Origin of the sequence: Nonomuraea muscovyensis, assembly GCF_014207745.1 — a bacterium.
GTDB classification, from domain to species: Bacteria; Actinomycetota; Actinomycetes; order Streptosporangiales; family Streptosporangiaceae; genus Nonomuraea; species Nonomuraea muscovyensis.
The window spans coordinates 2,741,736-2,757,446 of record NZ_JACHJB010000001.1; the positions used below are offsets into that span (position 1 = coordinate 2,741,736).

21 protein-coding genes are annotated in these 15,711 nt (G+C 69.8%); 9 read left to right on the forward strand and 12 right to left on the reverse strand.

The window, feature by feature from the left end; translation table 11 throughout:
- Positions 1-48: 48 nt before the first annotated feature.
- Both FHU36_RS12970 and FHU36_RS12975 read right to left on the reverse strand, forming a co-directional pair.
- The gene (locus FHU36_RS12970) at positions 49-411 is read right to left on the reverse strand and encodes a hypothetical protein (protein ID WP_185083956.1); all 363 of its coding nucleotides are present in this window, start codon (positions 409-411) and stop codon (positions 49-51) included.
- The gene (locus tag FHU36_RS12975) at positions 408-1,622 is read right to left on the reverse strand and encodes a DUF8832 domain-containing protein (RefSeq protein ID WP_185083957.1); all 1,215 of its coding nucleotides are present in this window, start codon (positions 1,620-1,622) and stop codon (positions 408-410) included. The genes FHU36_RS12970 and FHU36_RS12975 overlap by 4 nt, the downstream gene beginning before the upstream one ends.
- A 145-nt stretch (positions 1,623-1,767) precedes the next feature.
- Between FHU36_RS12975 and FHU36_RS12980 the strand changes: the two genes are divergently transcribed.
- The 3 genes from FHU36_RS12980 to FHU36_RS12990 all read left to right on the forward strand — a co-directional run bounded on the left by FHU36_RS12980 (position 1,768) and on the right by FHU36_RS12990 (position 3,949).
- Positions 1,768-2,364, forward strand: a complete 597-nt coding sequence (locus tag FHU36_RS12980) for an HXXEE domain-containing protein (RefSeq protein ID WP_185083958.1) — start codon at positions 1,768-1,770, stop codon at positions 2,362-2,364.
- An 84-nt stretch (positions 2,365-2,448) separates the two neighbouring features.
- The gene (locus tag FHU36_RS12985; RefSeq protein ID WP_185083959.1) at positions 2,449-3,267 is read left to right on the forward strand and encodes an SDR family oxidoreductase; all 819 of its coding nucleotides are present in this window, start codon (positions 2,449-2,451) and stop codon (positions 3,265-3,267) included.
- Positions 3,268-3,280: 13 nt separating this feature from the next.
- Positions 3,281-3,949, forward strand: coding sequence for a carboxymuconolactone decarboxylase family protein (locus FHU36_RS12990; RefSeq protein WP_185083960.1), 669 nt, complete (start codon positions 3,281-3,283; stop codon positions 3,947-3,949).
- Here FHU36_RS12990 and FHU36_RS12995 read toward each other — a convergent pair.
- The 3 genes from FHU36_RS12995 to FHU36_RS13005 form a co-directional block, all read right to left on the reverse strand.
- Complete coding sequence (locus tag FHU36_RS12995) at positions 3,942-4,439, reverse strand: PaaI family thioesterase (protein WP_185083961.1); 498 nt, start codon at positions 4,437-4,439, stop codon at positions 3,942-3,944. The genes FHU36_RS12990 and FHU36_RS12995 overlap by 8 nt on opposite strands.
- 68 nt (positions 4,440-4,507) lie before the next feature.
- On the reverse strand, positions 4,508-5,329 hold the full coding sequence (locus FHU36_RS13000; RefSeq protein ID WP_185083962.1) for an amidohydrolase family protein: 822 nt from the start codon (positions 5,327-5,329) through the stop codon (positions 4,508-4,510).
- 44 nt (positions 5,330-5,373) lie between these two features.
- Positions 5,374-6,594: a riboflavin synthase gene (locus tag FHU36_RS13005; RefSeq protein WP_185083963.1), complete on the reverse strand. Its 1,221-nt coding sequence runs from the start codon at positions 6,592-6,594 to the stop codon at positions 5,374-5,376.
- Between the two features lie 294 nt (positions 6,595-6,888).
- Between FHU36_RS13005 and FHU36_RS13010 the strand changes: the two genes are divergently transcribed.
- From FHU36_RS13010 to FHU36_RS13020, 3 genes are all read left to right on the forward strand, one after another.
- On the forward strand, positions 6,889-7,467 hold the full coding sequence (locus FHU36_RS13010; protein WP_185083964.1) for an HAD family hydrolase: 579 nt from the start codon (positions 6,889-6,891) through the stop codon (positions 7,465-7,467).
- Positions 7,468-7,599: 132 nt separating this feature from the next.
- The gene (locus FHU36_RS13015; protein WP_185083965.1) at positions 7,600-8,595 is read left to right on the forward strand and encodes an alpha/beta fold hydrolase; all 996 of its coding nucleotides are present in this window, start codon (positions 7,600-7,602) and stop codon (positions 8,593-8,595) included.
- 158 nt (positions 8,596-8,753) lie between these two features.
- The gene (locus tag FHU36_RS13020) at positions 8,754-9,218 is read left to right on the forward strand and encodes an SAM-dependent methyltransferase (protein ID WP_312891555.1); all 465 of its coding nucleotides are present in this window, start codon (positions 8,754-8,756) and stop codon (positions 9,216-9,218) included.
- Between the two features lie 86 nt (positions 9,219-9,304).
- On the opposite strand, the gene FHU36_RS13025 is transcribed toward FHU36_RS13020, so the two are convergent.
- The 4 genes from FHU36_RS13025 to FHU36_RS13035 form a co-directional block, all read right to left on the reverse strand.
- Positions 9,305-9,841 (reverse strand): GNAT family N-acetyltransferase, encoded by a 537-nt coding sequence (locus FHU36_RS13025; protein ID WP_185083967.1) that lies wholly within the window; start codon positions 9,839-9,841, stop codon positions 9,305-9,307.
- 465 nt (positions 9,842-10,306) lie between these two features.
- The gene (locus FHU36_RS13030; RefSeq protein WP_185083968.1) at positions 10,307-10,648 is read right to left on the reverse strand and encodes a hypothetical protein; all 342 of its coding nucleotides are present in this window, start codon (positions 10,646-10,648) and stop codon (positions 10,307-10,309) included.
- A gap of 443 nt (positions 10,649-11,091) precedes the next feature.
- Positions 11,092-11,280, reverse strand: a complete 189-nt coding sequence (locus FHU36_RS46780) for an endonuclease/exonuclease/phosphatase family protein (RefSeq protein ID WP_376774130.1) — start codon at positions 11,278-11,280, stop codon at positions 11,092-11,094.
- 29 nt (positions 11,281-11,309) lie between these two features.
- Positions 11,310-11,732 (reverse strand): winged helix-turn-helix transcriptional regulator, encoded by a 423-nt coding sequence (locus FHU36_RS13035; protein WP_312891556.1) that lies wholly within the window; start codon positions 11,730-11,732, stop codon positions 11,310-11,312.
- Between the two features lie 109 nt (positions 11,733-11,841).
- On the opposite strand from FHU36_RS13035, the gene FHU36_RS13040 reads away from it, so the two are divergent.
- Entirely contained in the window at positions 11,842-12,330 is a 489-nt protein-coding gene (locus tag FHU36_RS13040) for a luciferase domain-containing protein (RefSeq protein WP_185083970.1), read from the forward strand.
- Positions 12,331-12,344: 14 nt separating this feature from the next.
- On the forward strand, positions 12,345-13,259 hold the full coding sequence (locus tag FHU36_RS13045) for an NADP-dependent oxidoreductase (RefSeq protein ID WP_221495865.1): 915 nt from the start codon (positions 12,345-12,347) through the stop codon (positions 13,257-13,259).
- Positions 13,260-13,316: 57 nt separating this feature from the next.
- On the opposite strand, the gene crcB is transcribed toward FHU36_RS13045, so the two are convergent.
- The 3 genes from crcB to FHU36_RS13060 are packed head-to-tail and all read right to left on the reverse strand — an operon-like array spanning position 13,317 to position 14,496.
- Positions 13,317-13,691 (reverse strand): fluoride efflux transporter CrcB, encoded by a 375-nt coding sequence (gene crcB, locus FHU36_RS13050; protein ID WP_185083972.1) that lies wholly within the window; start codon positions 13,689-13,691, stop codon positions 13,317-13,319.
- Complete coding sequence (locus FHU36_RS13055) at positions 13,688-14,032, reverse strand: DUF190 domain-containing protein (RefSeq protein ID WP_185083973.1); 345 nt, start codon at positions 14,030-14,032, stop codon at positions 13,688-13,690. The genes crcB and FHU36_RS13055 overlap by 4 nt, the downstream gene beginning before the upstream one ends.
- Complete coding sequence (locus FHU36_RS13060) at positions 14,029-14,496, reverse strand: fluoride efflux transporter FluC (RefSeq protein WP_312891557.1); 468 nt, start codon at positions 14,494-14,496, stop codon at positions 14,029-14,031. The genes FHU36_RS13055 and FHU36_RS13060 overlap by 4 nt, the downstream gene beginning before the upstream one ends.
- A gap of 352 nt (positions 14,497-14,848) precedes the next feature.
- Here FHU36_RS13060 and arsM point away from each other — a divergent pair, with 352 nt between their 5' ends.
- Positions 14,849-15,622 (forward strand): arsenite methyltransferase, encoded by a 774-nt coding sequence (arsM, locus tag FHU36_RS13065; RefSeq protein ID WP_185083975.1) that lies wholly within the window; start codon positions 14,849-14,851, stop codon positions 15,620-15,622.
- The last annotated feature ends 89 nt before the right edge of the window (positions 15,623-15,711 follow it).

The following is a 15,711-nucleotide window of genomic DNA, read 5'->3' on the forward strand; positions in this document are numbered from 1 at the left end:
ACGCTAGCCAGAGGCGCTCGAAGGTCGCTTCCGTCATCTGACTGATGTTCACCGGTCGACTACCGTGCTGATGCTGATCGTCTCCTGTCCCTGAGCCCCGGAGACGATGATCGACAGCTCCCACACGCCGTCCATGGCGAACATCTCCTCCTCGGCGACGAAGCGGCCGGGATCGGCCTGGACGGTGCCGACCGGCGGCAGAGCGTGGCCCATGCCCGGCATGACCGCCGTCACGGTGACCGTGTCGGCCTCGCCGGAGGTCACCCGCACCTCTACTGGATTTGCAGGCCGCACGCTCACGGTGTAGCGGGTGCCCGCCGCCTCCACGCTCTCAGGGTCGCCGTCGAACCAGCTCGTCGCGAAGGCGAACAGCACGCCCGCCACGAGCAGGCAGACGCCCGCGTACTTCATCGAGCCACCTCCACGGTGAAGGGCCGGGTCACGAGCCGACCTCCGGCGGCGTACTGGGCCCAGGCCAGGTAGCGGCCCGGCTCCGGGAGCGTGAGGGTGAAGCGCAGCGCGGAACCTTCCGTCCGCGTCCCATGCGCGTGGGCCAGGTGGACACCGTCCGCACTCCTGACGATCAGATGGCCGGGCATCCCCAGCCACGGCTGTACCGGTCCCTCCGGGCTGACCTCGATGGTCACCGGGCTCGCGGCGGCCGGCGTGGGCGGGGTGAGGCGGGGCGCGGCAGGCTCCTGGGCCGGGGCGTACGGCTGGGCGGCGCCGGAGACTTCGAAGGCGCCGGAGAGGAGTTGCCCGCCCGACTCCTGCCGCTCGATCTCGGCGTAGGCGAGGTAGCGGCCGGGTTGCGGGAGGCGCAGCCGTACGGCGAGGACTCCTGGCGCGGTCCGCAACGGGTGCACGTGCCGGAAGACCGCACCATCCTGGCTGGTGACCACGAGATGCGCCGAGGCCTCGTGGTGGACGGCGAGGTCGTCCACCGGCCGGCCCGTCGAGCCGTCGGTGAGCCGCAAGGCCAGGGTGAACTCGCTGCCCGCAGCGGGCCGGGCGGGCAGCGTCGAGAAGCGGCCCTGCGCGTAGGGTCGGCCGAGTCCGGTGCGGGGCGCGGCGCCTTCCGGCTGGGCGGCAGAGAGGTGCGGCTCCAGCAGCATCACGACGGCCGCGACCGCCGCGGCCGCACTCGCGCCGCCCACGATCGGCCGGGACAGCCGGCCTGCGAGCACGCCGATCACCAGCAGCAGCCCGACCACCACGAACGCACCGTCGAGCAGCATCTCCCAGAGGGCGGCGCCCACCACCAGCACCCGGAACGGGATGACCGCGATCTCGTCACCGGCACGAACGCGAAGCTCATGCGGGCCGCTCTGGAGCGCCTGCAACGCGGCGGGCTGCTGCCCGACGCTCACCGAGCCGGTCGACCTGCTTCCGTCGGTCAGCGAACGCAACTCCAGCTCCAGGCGAAGGCTCGAAGGCGTAACGGCCTGCGCACTCACCCGCAGCGGCGCCGGCACCCGCGAGACCCCGGCGATGACGAGGGTGACCTCACCCGCGCCGAAGGTCTGCGTCACCCGCAGATCCGCTCCGGACCCGACGACATGCGCCCGGGCCGGAGTGGCCAGGAACAGCAGCAGGAACACGACAGCGAAGAGGCGGATCATGGTATGGAATCGATCAACTTCATAGCGCAGGACGCTAGCCATGCCCCTTGGTGCATCGCCTCCGTCAGGTGACTGATGTGACCGGCATGCACATCAGTCAGGTGACAGAGGCGACCGCCACCGCGCTCTTCATATGGTCCAAACCATGACCAAACGACCTGAACCCTATTCGGCGACCATCATGGCGATCCTGGCCGTCGCTTTCTGCACCTGGGCACTGCTCACCCTCCCCGTACAGGGCGCCGTCATCCTCGTGGTGGCCAGCGTGCTGGGCTGGAGCGGGTGGATGGCCTTCAGCTATGCCCGCCCGGTGAAGTCCAGGAAGGTGATCGCCGTCTACCTGTGCGCGGTGGGTTTCCAGCTCATCCACATGGCCGAGGAGTACACCGGCGGCTTCCCCCACGAGATCGTCGAGTTGTTCGACTCGCCACGTGACTGGCCGGAGAAGGAGTTCCTGCTCGTCTTCGTCTTCGGCTTCGGCGCGCTCTACTTCTTCGCCGGAGCGGGCGCGCTCTACCGCGTCCGCGTGGCCAACTTCTTCCTGTGGTGGTACGCCCTGGGCGCGGGCCTGCTCAACGGTATCGCCCACTTCGTCTTCCCGATCCTCAAGGGCGGCTACTTCCCCGGCCTGTACACCGCCGGCGGCCACTTCATCATGAGCGGGCTGCTCATCTACTTCCTCATCAAGGAGAACCGCCTGCTCAAGGCGGAGGAGCAGCAGGTTCAGCCGGCGGTCAGGTAGTGCTGGACGGTCGGTGCGACTCGGCGGCGGTGGCGAACAGCCTCCCCGTCAACAAGTGTCGGCAAAAGCCGAAAGGAGCAAGTCATGCCGAAGACAGTGCTGGTCACCGGTGCCTCCACCGGAATCGGCCGGGCCACCGCGCTGCTTCTGGCACGCGAGGGCTTCACCGTCCACGCCGGAGTGCGCAAGGACGCCGACGGCGAGGCACTCGGGCCCACCGTCACCCCGATCATTCTCGATGTCACCGACGCCTGCCGGATCGCCGAGGCCGCCGAGCGGATCGGCCACCTCGACGCCCTGGTCAACAACGCCGGCATCGGCGTCACCGGACCGCTGGAGTTCGTCCCGCTGGACGTGCTGCGCCGGCAGTACGAGGTCAACGTCTTCGGCCAGGTGGCCGTCACCCAGGCCATGCTGCCGATGCTGCGCTCCTCGAAGGGCCGCGTCGTCACCGTCGGCTCGGTGGGCAGCTGGATCACCCTGCCCTTCGGCGGCCCGCTGTGCTCCTCCAAGCACGCCATCCGCTCGCTGAATGACGCCCTGCGCATGGAGCTCAAGCCGTACGGCGTGGCCGCCGTCCTCATCGAACCCGGCTCGATCCACACCGACGCCGTCGACAAGCTGGAAGACGAGGTCGAACCCCGCCTGGCCTCCCTCGGGGAGGAGGGCAGGCGCCTGTACGGCGCCGCCTACCGGACCATGGTCACCAGCGGGCTCAAGGAGGAGCGCTCCGGCTCCAGCCCGGACGTGGTCGCCCGCGCCGTCCTGCACGCCCTGACCGCACGCAAGCCCCGCTCCCGCTACCCCGTCGGCAAGAAATCCAGGCTGATGAGCACGCTCGGCCGCATCGTCCCCCAGTACACCCTCGACCGCCTGCGCCTGCGCGCGCTCGGCCTGTCCTGAACGGAGCGACACGATGACGCAGCTCGCCGGAGTCGACGCCCTGACCGCGCTCGACCCCGTCTTCGCCCAGCTCGCCGTCGGCGCGGGCCACAACCTGTGGGGCCTGACCCACCTGACGATGCGCGAGAAGGCCTTCGTCTGCCTGACCGCCGACCTGTGCCACCCGCACCTGGACCTGCCCCTGGCCATGCACGTGCAGATGGCCCTGACCAACGGGGTCGAGCCCGAGGCCATCAGGGAGCTCTTCCGCCACCTGGGCCCCTATGTGGGCTACCCCATCCTGGTCACCGCCTTCCAGCGCCTGACGGAGCTCGGCCTGCCCGAGGCGCGGGACACCGATTCGGTCAAACCGGTGCCGCTGACCGGGCCACTGGCGCGTGCCGTCCACGACCTGGAGGAAGTGGACCCGGGACTGGCCGCCTTCACCGAGGACCAACTGGCCCAGCGTTGGGCCCGCCCGCATCTCAGCGTCCGCGAGCGGGCGATCGCCTGCCTGACCGTGGACGTCTTCTACCAGACGCTGGGCGAGTCGATGCGCCTGCACGCCGCCTTGGCCCGGGCGGACGGGGCCACCGAGGAGACCTTCCGCGACCTGATCCGCGGCCTGGCCGAATTCGGGCTCGCCCGAGCCTGGGCCGCCGCGGAGGCCCTGCTCAGCTCCCGGCCACCTGGGGTCAGGTGAGCGTCGCCGGTCGAGACGGAGGATGGTTTTCCGGCTGTTCGGGTCGTTCCTTCACACACATCAGCGTCTGCTGGCCTGTCGCAACGAGCGATCGGTGCTCGTCCTGGACGCCGAACACTTCCAACCGGCACACGGTCAGCGTTCGTCCCGCCTTCAGGACCGTCCCCACGGCCTCGAGGTGATCGCCTACCGCAGGCGCCAGGAGATTGATCTTGTACTCGACGGTGAGCACCGAGGAGTTTTCCGGGAACAGCGTGAATGCCGCATAGCCGCCTGCGCTGTCTGCGATGGCGCTGGTGGCTCCCGCGTGGATGTAGCCGTGCTGCTGGGTGACTTCAGGCCGGATGGGAAGCACGATGTGCACGCATCCTGGTGCGATGTGCACAATGCGCGCACCGAGATGGCGCATCAATCCCTGCCGTTCGAAACTGGCCCTGATCCGCGCCCGCACCTCGGGGTGTGCCTGCTGCTGTTGCGTCCAGTCTTCCATTGCTCCCCTCAATCCTCCGCGGATCCGATCCTGTATCGATCAGTTGCTCTGCCGGCAGCCGGTCCGTGTCATCGGTGGCGCTCCAGGTCGAAGATCCGCTGGGCGTTGCCGTGCAGGAACAGCTCCCGTACCTCGTCGTCCAGTCCGAGCTGGTCCAGCCCGTCGAGCGCCTTGGCCGGTGTGATCATCGGATGGTTGGTGCCGAACAGCACCTTGGTCCGGCCGTGAGCCTTGAGGTAGGCGATCAGCTCGACGGGGTACCGGCGGACGGTGTAGGCGGAGGTGTCGATGTAGACATGGGGATGTTTGGTGGCCACGGCGATCATCTCGGTGGTCCAGGGATAGCCGATGTGCCCCGCGACGATGGTCAGCTCGGGGAAGTCGAGGGCGACCCGATCGACGTAAGGAATCGGCCGGCCCGGCTCGGAGGACCGCAGCGGGCCGGTGTGCCCGACCTGGGTGCAGAACGGGATGCCGAGCTCGACGCACTCGGCGTACAGGGGGTAGTAGCGGCGGTCGTCGGGCGGCAGCTCCCACAGCCATGGCAGGACGCGCAGCGCCTTGAACCCCAGTTCCGTCACCGCGCGCCGGAGCTCGCGAACGGCGGGCATGGGCTTGCGCAGATCGACGGAGGCCACGCCGACCAGGCGGTGGGGGGCCTCGGCGACGAAGGCGGCCACCTCGTCGTTGGAGATCAGCGCGCCCTGCGGGCCGTACCAGGCGCTGATCAGGGCGAGGTCGACGCCTGCCGCGTCCATGGCGGCGAGCGTGGCCGAGACCGGCGGCCGCTCGGCCGGGATCGACGTGCCGCTCCAGCGGCGCAGCGAATCGAACATGTCGTCCTGGAGGAAGCGCTGGGTCGGGTGTTGCGCCCAGACGTCGATCGTCATGGCTGTTCTCCGCTCCCGTCGATGCGGTCCGCCGCCCAGGCCGATCACAGGTGTTTCCTCAGGTCGTCCACGTCGAGCAGCGGCAGGCCCCAGCGCAGCGCGGCGATCTCGAGGTCGGCGGCCTTGGCCATGGTGCCGTCGGGGTTCATGACCTCGCAGCACACCCCGACGGGCGGTAGCCCGGCCGCCATGCACATGGCGACGGTGGCCTCGGTGTGACCGGCACGTTCGGCGAGACCTCCAGGGCGTGCGGCCAGCGGGAACACATGCCCCGGTCGGAGGAAGTCGGCCGGTCCGGCTTCCGGGTGGGCCAGGCGGCGTACGGTCGCGGCGCGTTCGGCCGCCGACACCCCGGTGCCCGTCCCTGTGGCCAGGTCCACCGGGACGTGCGGCCGGGTGCCATGCCGATCACCGGGTCCGGGGATGGGCCCGATCTCCAGACGGTCGAGTATCTCGGGCGCGCACGGCACGGTCGGATGGCCGCAGACCTGGGTGAGCAGGAAGGTGAACGCCTCCGGGCGCAGACGCGCCCCTGCGAATATCACGTCGCCCTCGCCCTCCCGGTCGGGATCCCAGATCATCACGGCTCCTCCGGACGAGAGTTGCGCCAGCGCCTTCTGCATGCCTTGCCCGCCGGAGACCCGTCCCGCCCACGGCAGCGCCGCGACCACCTGGCCCACTGCCCGCCCCGGGTCGGACGGCCAGCGGCGCACCAGGCGGGTGAGCAGGTCGGGCTCCAGGTTCACGCGATCGCCGGCCGACAGCTCCGCCAGCGCGGTGGCCTGCAATGTCGCGGGGATCAGTGCCACCGAGAACCGGTCGCGGGACACCTCGGCGACGGTCAGGCTGACGCCGTCGACCGCGATCTGTCCCTTGGGGACGACCAGCGGGAGAAAGCGGTCGGGCGGCTTGATCCACAGCCGCCGGGAGGTTCCCTCGTCGTCAACCCTCACGACCTTGCCCACGGCGTCCACGGCGCCTTGGACCAGGTGACCGCCCAGAGGGTCGCCCAGTGCCAAAGGCGCCTCCACGTTGACCCGTGTGCCGGGCCGGATCTGGTCGAGGGTCGATCTGCGGCGGGTCTCGGCGGTGAGCCTGGCTTCCAGGACGTCCGTCTCGTGCCCGGTCTGGACGATCATCAGCCCGACGCCGTTCAGGCAGATCGAGCCCGGCGTGCCTGCGGCGGCCTTGGGCGCTCTGACCGCGATGCGATCGTGGTCGACGGCGATCACTGTGCCGATTTCCTGGATGTGTCCGGTGAACATCCGACACCACCTCTCGACAGCGGGAGGACGGTCCTCGCCGCATGCGGAATCAGGGGCCGTGAGCAGGGCCCGAGAGGTGGCGGGGTGTCACCGCGTGGCCCGGAATCACACCGAGTCGTCCCGCCGCGATCAGCGGAACCGGCGGGCTGTCACCGCCGCACCTTGGAATCGCACCAATCCAGCTATATCACCCACCAGCCGACAAGATCAACGCCTCGGAGGGGCCGCTTGGCTCCGAGGCGCGCCTGACCACCCCGGCCGGTGGCATCAGGCCACATCGCACAATAGGGGGCCATGATGACCTTCGACGCAGTGCTCTGCGACCTTGACGGCGTGCTCCGCCACTTCGACCATGCCGTTCAGGCTGAGATCGAGGCCCGATACGCGCTGCCGCTGATGCGAACCGCCTTCGACCCCGCCGTCATCGGGCCGGCCACACTCGGCCTGATCAGCGAGGAGGAGTGGGCGGAGTCCGTCGTCGTGGCCCTGGGCGGAGACGAACGGGCAAGGCGCGCGGTCGCCGAGTTCATCGCCGTACCGTTCACCGTGGACGAGGACGTCAGAGCGCTGCTGGCGAGGGCGCAGGAGCGAGTGCCGGTGGTGCTGGTGACCAACGCCACGGACACCTTGGACGAGCATCTGGACCGAGTCGGACTCACCCACTTCGCCGACGCCGTGGTCAGCAGCGCCCGGGTCGGGGTGGCCAAACCGGACCGGCGCATCTACGAGATCGCCGCAGAGGTCGCCGGCGCCGCGCCGGAGCGGTGCCTGTTCGTGGACGACCGCCTGGAGAACGTGGAGGCGGCCAGATCGCTGGGCATGACCGGTGTCCACTACCGAGCGGTGGCGGATCTCGCCGCGGTCCTGATGTAGCGGTGGCTGGTCGCATGCGGAGCGCGCGTCCACGGCTCTGTGTGAGCTGGATCACTCGCCGTATCTGTCACGCTCCCCCGCGCCGGCCCGTCCAGACGCATGAAGGCTTCCCGACCAAGCCAGAGGATCACCATGCTTCCCCCTGTCAACAACACACCTCAGACGACGGTCACCCAGCCGGTGCGCAAGCGGCGCCGGCACCGCCGGCTGGCGGCTGCGGTAGCGGTGCTGGTGGCCGCGATGCTGTTCGGCGCGTACGGCTGGCAGCCGGCCGAGGACGGCCGCGCGTTCCGCTCGCCGTACCTGGCCCAGGTCGGTTCACGCTACGCCGACACCCCGATCGCCCGCTTCCACTACGTCCGGGCGGGATCCGGCACGCCGGTGATCCTGCTCTCGCCCGGTGGCACCTCTGTCATCGGTTGGAAGGACCAGCTCGACGCGCTGGCCCGTGACCACACCGTGTACGTGGTCGACCTTCCCGGCCAGGGCTACACCCAGCTGAAGGACTCAGATTTCGCCTTCGACCTGGGCGCCATGGTCTCCGCCGTCGGCGCGTTCATGGACGGCCTCGGTGTACGGCAGGCCGCTCTGGCGGGCAACTCCTGGAGCGGCGGCTGGGCTCTGGCCTTCGCCCAGCGCCACCCCGATCGCGTCACCAAGCTCGCCCTGCTGGACGCCACCGGGCTGGACCTGCCGGGCACCCTGATGTGGGAATCCCTGAAGATCCCCGTCATCGGCGAGCTGGCCGTCAAGCTGTCCACCGGCAAGTCCACCGTCCGCGGCCTGGCCGAGGGCATGATGGTCAACAAGCAGCGCCTGACCGCGCAGTTGCTGGACGAGTGGTGGGCGCCGATGACCTTTCACGACAACATCCGCGCCACCTACCTGCTGGAACGCCGTCTGGACTGGGCGCAGACCGAACGTGCCCTCCCTGCCACCAAGACTCCGACCCTGGTGTTGTGGGGCAAGCAGGACACCATCCAGCCTGTCGAGCGCGCCCATCGCTTCGCCGAGCTGCTCCCCGACGAGCAGCTCGTGATCCTGGACGGCTGCGGCCACGCCCCCCAGCTGGACTGCCCGGAACCGGTCAACCGCCACCTCCAGAGCTTCTTCACCGACTCACGATGACCATTGCCCACGCGACCAAAGCCCCCGGGGCATGATGCTCAGCCCCCTGCCTAACCTGCCGGTGGGAGCCACGCAAAGATTCAGTCGCGATGACTGATTCGGCCGGAGCCGCCGGGCCGTACGGTCGTGATCAGTTGTCTGATCATGGGAGGAACGCTGTGCGGGGCATTGTGCTGGAGCCTGTCGGGACGGTCGTCGGTGGGCGCGTCGAGGCGTTCGACGACGACTGGGACACCGAACAGGCGGTGATCCGTGTCGACGGGACTCGTTTCGGGCCGGAATCCCTCGCGGGGTTGGACGCCTTCTCGCACCTGGAGGTGGTGTTCCAGTTCCATCGCGTGGAGCCCGCCTCGATCAACACCTCCGCCCGCCACCCTCGGGGAAACCCGGACTGGCCCAAGGTCGGCATCTTTGCGCAGCGTGGCAGGAATCGCCCGAACCTGTTGGGCGTTTCCCGCTGCCGGCTGCTCGCCGTCGATGGTCTCGACGTCCACGTGCGCGGCCTGGACGCCATCGACGGCACCCCCATCCTGGACATCAAGCCGTACATGGCCGAGTTCGGCCCACAGGGCCCGACGGTGCAACCGGAGTGGGCGACCGAGCTGATGCGCGCCTACTACTGACCCGGGAGGAACCCTCACGGGGGCCTCCACCGGAATCGGCCGCCGGCCGGGCGGCCCGCCCTTGACCGTCGGGCGGCAGCCTGGCCCTACGAGTTCGGCTTCCAGTCCTGGACGAGGAGCCCGAGCAGCACCTCGTCCAGGAACTCGCCCATCACCCAGGCCGAGGAGCGCAGCACGCCCTCGCGTACGAAACCGTTGCGCTCGGCGGAGCGCAGCATCGCGGCGTTGTCCGACAGCGTCTCGATCTGCAGTCGCTGCAGGCCGCGCACGACGAAACCGTAGTGGCACAGCACCGCGACCACGTCGGTGCCGTAGCCCATGCCGCGGGCCGACGGCAGCAGCCCCAGCCCGATGTGCGCGGACCGGTGGTGGTTGTCGATGCCCCACAGCGTCGCGGTGCCGACCAGCGTGCCGCCGTCCAGCTCCACGACCGAGAACGGGACGTGCCCCTCCTCCTTGTCGTCCACCACGAGCCGCGGATCCTTCGAGCCGGGTGTGATCGGCCGCCACGGCCGGCCTTCGGCCCGCGAGGCGTTGACCACGTCGTCGTAGAGCTCGGCCAGCAGGATCGGAATGTCGTCCTCGTGCCGGGCCCTGAGCCCAACCTTGTTACCTCTTAGCATGCAAGCTTCCTATCCGACCGCACTGGCCGGCGGCAAACAGGGCCATTGCGGCGGAATGGTAGGTCAGCCCTGTGGCATGCGGTACGTGCTGCGGACCAGGTCAGCGGTGAGGCGCCTCACCACCCGGCGAGGGTTCGCAGGGCGTTCCATCGTCTGCTTCGGCGCGGACTGTCATCATTGCCTCGTGCCCTGTCCGGAGCTCGACTTCGTAGTGCCCGTCAGCGGTGCGCCTCGTCAGGACGCTACACGTCTCCTTACGACCGGTGGTCAGGTGTAGCAGTTTGATCTTCTGGTGGATTCTGAGCAGCCGTGCGAGACGTTCCGGCATGAGCTTCTCCGAGTCGACCGGCAGAGCGTATGCGTTCCGCACCATGGTGATCTTGTCAGGGGTGTTGTCTTGCCAGGTAGGAGCCCCAGCTGCTCCGCAGCCGTCTCGCGCCGGTCCGGTTGTGACGTGTCGTCAGGTCAGCTGGATCCGCACAGCCTGTTGAGCTCCGCGGCGTCTGTATTGACATCCGCGATCACCTGGTTGGGATCGCCGCCGGTCATGCCGGTCAAGCGGAAGTTCAGTTCCTGGAATTCGGCGGCCAGCCGACTGATCTTCGCCCCCACCGCTCCTTGCGCGTCGAGGCCTGCGCCCATCAGATCGCGGTACGTCTGCTGAGCCGCGGCTGCCTGGCTGCTGCGGATGGTCCCGGCGTTCCGGCGGTATGCGGTCAGCGCCGCCGCCGCCTCGTCACAGCCACCGGGACGGACCGCTGCCAGCGGTGCGGAGGAAACCGGAACCGCCCGCGTGGAGCTGGGCATGGGTGGCTGGGGCGTGCTGGACTCAGGCGATGGACTCGGGGTCGGCGGTGCGGGCCGGGTGGTGTCCGGATCTGGTGACGATGACTGCGTGGCCGGGGTGGGGACTATCGCGTCGGGCTGGGGCTGCCTAGGCGGGGTCGGCGGCGCCAGGTAGGCGATCAGCGCGACCACGGCGGCAACCGCACCCGCCATAGCGCTCACAGCCGGCCAGTCCAGGCGCAAGCCCGCTCCTCCGCCCGCCGCCGGTGGCTGCGCTGATCCGTTCTTCCTCATGCCCTCATCGTGGCCGAGCCGCCGAGCTCGGTCCAGAATGCCTCCTGCTGATCTTCTTGAAGAGAACTCGCCTATGAAGGCGGGAGGGTGAAACGGCTTCGGCGGCCGGAAGAGGTCGATGGGAAGGACGGCGACGCCCCGTAACCGGTGCGTACCCGATGGGGCGGTGATCAAGGGGGTAGCGGGCACACACGGATCTCTTGCGTGCACACGACGTCGGGACGATGCCGCTCCAGAAACGCCAGCACCCGCCCCAACCGCATCCGCAGCGAATTCACGTTCCACGTCACGACCAGCACGCCGCCCCCCGTGCCCGACCACCGCCGGCGGTGGAGTGGTCTCGCCCCCTGCTGACTCACACCGCGTGAGCCACTCCAAGGGTTTCGCCTCAGCTCTCGCTGGTTCTTCCCGCCGCCAGTCGAGGCACGCCACCACTTCGAGGACCGGTCGCCGATGACTCGTCGTAGCGCAGGCGGGAGGCGGCCACATAGGCACGGTGCTGCTCGGCCCACGAGATGAGTCCGGAGACCTGGGCCGAGAGCGTCTGCCCGACCGGGGTCAGTGCGTAGTCCACCCGCGGCGGGGAGGTGGGGGCGACGGTGCGTTCCACCAGGCCGTCGCGCTCCAGGCTGCGCAGGGTGAGGGTGAGCATCCGCTGGGATATGCCGTCGATGGCGCGCTGGAGTTCGGAGTAGCGCTTGGGGCCGCCGCCGAGCAGGTTCATCACCAGGACGCTCCACTTGTCGCCGACGCGGTCGAGGATGTCGCGCAGTTGGCAGGTCGGGTGGCCCTCGCCGATGGTTTCACGCACATCGGTGTGCCTTGCGCGGGTCAAAGTGCCTTCTTCCGCCATGACGGCATTGTGGACCAGACTCTGGGAGCGCACAAGAAGTAACCAGCGCACAGAAAGTGCTGTTGTGATGAGCATCGACCTGACCGATCCCCCGCCCCGCTCAGGACCGCGCCCGCGGACCACGGGCCTGGAGATCCCGCATGACCAGCTCGACCAGTTCTCTCCGCCGCACATCAGGACCGCCCTGGTGGCGGACGCGCAGGCGCTGGCGGGCGTGTTCACCGGTCCCAGCCAGGTGTCCGAGCCCGCCTCGCTGGCGCTGCGGCTACGCGAGCCCGTAGGGCCGTGGGAGGCGTTCCTGCACCCCAGCCGCGACGAGTTCGGGCACATCCACCGCTCGGGTTTCCTCCACCTCACCGTGCCCAGGCCGCTGATGGCGCCGCTGGAGCGGACGGGGTGGATCGAGCCGCATCCGATCAGCCGCCGCCCCGAGTGGCCCGACACGATCGTCATGCTGTACGCCCCCCGCGACGAGGCCGAACTGGCCGTCGCCCGCGCCGTCCTGCGTGCCTCATGGCGGCAGGCCACCACACCATCTACCACGGAAGTGAAGTGATCATCATGCGTGCCATGGCTTTCACCGACTTCGGAGCCGACCTGGCGGCCACCGACCTGCCCGTGCCGGAGCCGGGCCCGGACGAGGTGCTGGTCCGGGTGCTGGCCTCCTCGGTCAACGGCTTCGACCTGGGCGTGCTGGGCGGCTACCTCAAGGGCTCGTACGACTACGAGTTCCCCGTCGTGCTCGGCAAGGACTTCGCGGGCACCGTGACGGCCGTCGGCGCGGACGTGACCGGATGGACGCCGGGCGAGGACGTGTTCGGCGTGGTCATGCGCCCGACCCTGGGCCAGGGCGGCTTCGCCGAGTATGTGGCGGTGAGCGCGGGGTACGGCCTGGCCAAGATCCCCGGCGGGCTCGGCCACACCCGCGCGGCCGCGCTGGGCCTGGCCGGGACCGCCGCGCTGAACGCCGTCGACGCCGTCGCGCCGGCACCGGGGGAGACCGTGCTGATCTCGGGCGCGACCGGCGGCGTGGGCTCCTTCGCCGTCCAGCTGGCCGCCGCGCGCGGCGCCAGGGTGATCGCCACCGCCCGGCCCGGAGCCGAAACCGCGTTCGTCACCGGCCTGGGCGCCACCTGGGCCGTGGACCACACCGACCTGTCAGGGGACGTACGCGCGATCGCGCCCGGCGGGGTGGACGCCGCGCTGCACCTGGCGGGCGACGGCCCGGCCGTGGCCGCCCTGCTGGCCGACGGCGGGAGGCTGGCCTCCACGCTGCACTACACCGTCGACGAGCCCGGCCGGGATATCAAGGCCACGGCGGTGATGGCCGACCCGAACCCGGACACCCTGGCCCGGCTCGCGGCCGACGCGGCCGAAGGACGCCTGCGGGTCCCGGTGGCCCGCTCGTACCCGCTGGCGGAGGCGGCACGCGCGCTCGCCGACTTCACCACCGGAACCGTCGGCAAGCTCGCCATCACGATCTAAGGAGACGCCGTGACCGGCGCCCATCGCTCCCGCACCGGCATGCCGCGTCAAGACGTTTCATCCGACGATGGCCTGGGCGAGGGTGATTCCGACGAACACCGCGCCCAGCCCGGCGATGACCGAGGCGATGACGTTGGTGGCGGCGAGGAAGGCCGCGCCGCTCCCGGCCAGCCGCAACGTCTCGTAGGAGAACGTCGAGTACGTGGTCAGCGCTCCGCAGAAGCCGGTGCCCAGCAACAGCTGCGCGCCGGCGCCCATCGCTCCGGACAGTGCCGCCCCGGCCAGTGCGCCCAGGATCAGCGAGCCGACCACGTTGACGGTGAAGGTGCCCCAAGGGAAGACGGTATCGTGGCGGGCTTGCACGGCGCGGTCGGTCAGATAGCGCAGCAGCGCGCCGGTCGCGCCGCCGAGCAACACCAGCAGCCAGTTCACGGCGCCTCCTGCCGGCCGCGGTAGTGGACGACCTCGACCTCGTCCAGGACGGCCAGGCCCTCGATGAGCAGGTCGTCCAGCTGGGGCAGGAAGGCGCGGACCTTCTCGGCGGTGTCGACGATCACGACGGCCACCGGCAGGTCGCCGGCCATCGACAGCAGCCGGGTGGTGTGCACGACCGAGGAGGCGCCGAAGCCCTCGACTCCGTGAAAGACCGACGCCCCGGCCAGCCCCGCGGCGTGGGCTCGATGCACGATCTCGGTGAACATGGGGCGGTGATGCCAGGTGTCGGTGTCGTCGACGAAGACCGTCAACCGCAGAGCCCGTCCGATCAGATTCAAGGCGTCCCCCTTGTCCTCTTCATCGCCAGGAGGCGGCGGGTGGCCAAGGCGCCGGCCGTCACCGCGGCCAGGGCCGCCACCGGTGTCGCCGCCAGGTAGACCAGCGCGAGAGCGGGCCTGCCCTGTGCGACCAGGTGCTCGATGTCCACGCAGTAGGTGGAGAAGGTGGTGTATCCGCCCAGCACGCCGGTGCCGAAGAACGGGCGCACCCAGACGGGGGTCGCCTCGGTCATCGTCACCATGAGGATCCCGATCAGCAGGCAGCCGGAGGCGTTGACGCCCAGCGTGGTCCACGGGAAGGAGCCGGTCGCGGTCGGCCACAGCAGCGCCGCGCCGTAGCGGGCGCCTGCTCCGATCGCGCCGCCCGCGGCGATCACCGCCGGCACACCGTAGCGCGCGCCGCGCGGCCGGCGACGCCTGCGCGCATCGGCGAGATCGACCGTGGGGTCGACGGGTTCAGTCACGGCCCTGTACCTCATCTGATCCGAACGCCTGCCTCTCCCCACGCGTGGCCTGTGCCCGCGCGAGCGGGCGTGAGCTGTCACGTAGGGACCGTTGGCGGCAGCGAAATCACCGCGGTTCGGGTACGGCGGGCCCCACCGCCGCGGGCACCCACCTGTAGGCGGCGCCCTCACGTCCTGCCAGCCTAACGCCGGTACACCTCGACGGTCCTTCAGGGGGGTCGGCGTGGCGTGGCCGAGCTGGGCATCGACCCCGCGGCGGCCGTCAGGCCGGCAGCCCTCTCCGAATGGGCGCCTTGACTGATTTGAGAGTTGTCTATTTAGATGGAGGTCTCATCGGTTTGAGGAGGCTCCCATGAGTCAAGCGAACGACCTGCGCGAACAGGTGAGAGCCCGCTATGCGTCCGCGGCCCTGGCCGTCATCGGCAACACCTCAACAGGTTGTTGCGGCGACGGCTGCGGCTGCGAACCGGGCGGTGGCCAGGTGTTCGGCAGTGGCCGTTACGGCTCCGACGAGCGGCGGGAACTGCCCACCGACGCGGTGACCGCCAGCCTGGGCTGCGGCAACCCCGTCGCGGTCGCCGACCTGCGGGAGGGCGAGACGGTTCTCGACCTCGGCTCCGGCGGCGGCATCGACGTGCTGCTCTCCGCCCGCCGGGTCGGCCTGAGCGGCACGGTATACGGCCTGGACATGACCGACGAGATGCTCCGCCTGGCCGAGGCCAACGCGGCCAAGGCCGGGGCGACCAACGTCGAGTTCCTCAAGGGCACCATCGAGGCGATCCCGCTGCCAGATGAGACCGCGGACGTGGTCATCTCCAACTGTGTGATCAACCTCTCCACCGACAAGCCGTCGGTGTTCGCGGAGACGTTCCGTGTGCTCAAGCCCGGTGGCCGGCTCGGCGTCTCCGACGTGGTCGCGCAGGATCACCTCTCCGCCGCCGACCGGGCCGAACGCGGTGACCATGCCGGATGCATCGCGGGGGCGCTGTCCATGGCCGAGTACCGCGACGGGCTCGCCGCCGCCGGCTTCACCGGCATCGAGATCACGCTCACCCACCAGGTGGCCGACGACATGCACGCGGCCATCATCCGTGCCGTCAAACCGCGGGATACCCACAGCACGTAGGGCCGGAACGGCAGTCCGAGCTCCTGGCTGAACAGATGCGACAGCCTGCTCTGCGACAGGTGTACGGTTCGCGCCACGTCGCCGAGCCG